This is a genomic window from Kitasatospora sp. NPDC050543 (genome assembly GCF_044457565.1).
In the GTDB taxonomy this organism is placed as follows: Bacteria; Actinomycetota; Actinomycetes; order Streptomycetales; family Streptomycetaceae; genus Kitasatospora.
Window position 1 is genome coordinate 1 of sequence record NZ_JBITGZ010000089.1, and the last position, 2,266, is coordinate 2,266.

Here is a 2,266-nt window from a genome sequence, read left to right on the forward strand (position 1 = left end):
CATCACCCGAACCCCGACTGGCACGCCAGTACGGCCGACGTTCACACGTACGAGTGATCACGAACCGAGAGAAACAGGACTTAACGTCCACTCAGGACTGACGGTGCGCCACCAGCGGCGCACCCCGCTGCCGCAGCACCTGGCCGAGGCGGTCGGCGTCGTACGGGCGGGCCGGGGCGGGGCCCGGATGCTGCGCATCCTCAACATCGTGCCCTCGCGGTGCACTTGCCGCGGGCCGACGACGACCGGCGCTTGGGATCCTCCTGGGCCCGCTCGGGAAGGGCGTGCCGGACAACGCGCTGCGGGCGGCCGTCCTCGACCGGCTGGCCGGCACGCTGTTCCTGCCGGACCGGGCCCCGCCGGCCGCCGAACCACGTCCCTCGTCCGGCCGAGGGCCTCCCGGCCCGCAGGCGCGCCTGACCCCAAAAGGAACCACTCGCATGCACAGCGCCGACGCTCAACGGTCGGCCCTCTGTCGATCTCCCAGCGCTGCAACCCTCGATCGCCGAACGCATCCGCGAGGCGAGGCGGTACGCGGTACCCGCAAGGCGGGTAGCCGAACAGGTACTTGTGCGCGTGTGGCTGGATCCAGCCGGGTGGATGCTTCTCGCGTCTGCTCAGGCTGGGTTGTCGTCAGCTGAGTGGAGCCAGGCGCTGATCGGATCGCTGTCCAGCGTCTGGAGCGTTCATATCGGAAGCTTCACGAGAAAGTGAGAGTGAACCATGACCCTCACGATGGCCTCGGGCCGGGATACCGTCCCGGTCCGCCTGATCACCCTGATGCTGGTGGCATGCTGTATCGCCCTGGGAATCACGGTCTCTCCGCTCGCCGCCGGCAAGGCTCACGCCGCAACCTGCAACATATTGGCCTCATCACTGGACTGTGTGTCCATCTCGTCGGCCGCTGCGCCGCTGGCACCTCTCACCTTCCAGGGCCTCTCGTCCAACAACGGGACCACACCGGTCATATCCACCGACCCGACCGGGGCGACGGGGACGTGGCGCCTGAACCCCACTCCGGGGTCGGGTGGTGGGACGTTCTCGCTCCTCAACCTAGGGACGAACAAGTGCATCGAGCCGTGGAGCAGTACTGGGCTCCACGAGCAGCCCTGCAGTGGGGGTGAGAGCCAGAAGTGGTTCCTCCAGCCCCTGGGGGGTGGAACAGGCAGCGGCCGCGGCTTCATGATTCGGCACAACAGCTCCTACAGCTGCCTGAACGCCAACGGCTGGGCCAGCGGTTCCTACGTCACCCTCGGGGGTTGTGGCACGGCGAACCCTTACCAGGAGTGGAAGTTCATCACGCAAACCCAGAGTTCCCTTGCGGATACCCTCGCCGTCACGTTCGCATCGCACAGGTGCCAGGGCTACAGCTTCACCTGCTACTGGACCGAGCAGAGCGAGAGTGCACCGGCCCACCTTCCGGCCAAGTGCATCTCCGACGTCTGGTACAATGACTTCGACGCCCCCTTCAACTACACCTTCACCAAGACGAAGATGAGGGGTTGGCAGAACTCCTGGGGGTTCACCCTCACACAGGAGCTCGAAACAGGCGCACTGTCGGAGCTCGTCGCCAAGGTCAAGGTTAGTCTGGCGGTTCGCTTCGATCAGCTCTGGTCGGGCCAGGACACGACGACCAACTCGGTCACCGTCCCCGCCCAACCCCACAAGTACAACTACATCGCGCTGGACACTCTGGCAGAGACCGTGACGGGGAACTTCACCTTCGACGTCGGGGGGATGCCCTGGACGGCGTACACGACCCTCACGGTCCCCCTCAAGGACTCTCCTGGCGACACCTCGTACTACATGGCCGCCGCCAGCACGACTCGCCCCAGCTGCTGACCTGTCCCTCCCGCCGCCTGGCATGCGTAATATCCAGGCGGCGGGACGGGTGTGTACAGCCAGCGGCCCGCAGCGGTCAGGTGGGGGAGTACGCGGGCCAGGACTGCGGCTACCACCTCGACATCATCGCCGACCTCGACTCCGACTGGGGCGCCTACACCTACGTCTCCCACATCGGCCTCGGCGCCTGACCCGAGCGCGTCCGTCCGTGTGCGTCCGAGGAGGCGGCACGGGCCTGAGACGAGGCGGGCGCCGGTGCCCTGCAGACCGTTGTCGACTCCTGGCAACCGGCGGCGGAAGGCGGTGCCGGACTCTGATCACGTCATGGCTGTGAGCTTTGCCCCGTGACGTGGACACCCCTGACACTTGGATCTCGTAGATCCAGGAAGGGAAGTCCAGATGGGACGTCCGTCGAAGTACTCGG

1 protein-coding gene is annotated in these 2,266 nt (G+C 66.4%); it reads left to right on the plus strand.

All coding sequences use genetic code 11. From position 1 onward, the window contains the following. Positions 1 to 723: 723 nt before the first annotated feature. Positions 724 to 1,842, plus strand: a complete 1,119-nt coding sequence (locus ACIBH3_RS35890) for a hypothetical protein (RefSeq protein ID WP_396316311.1) — start codon at positions 724 to 726, stop codon at positions 1,840 to 1,842. Positions 1,843 to 2,266: the final 424 nt, after the last annotated feature.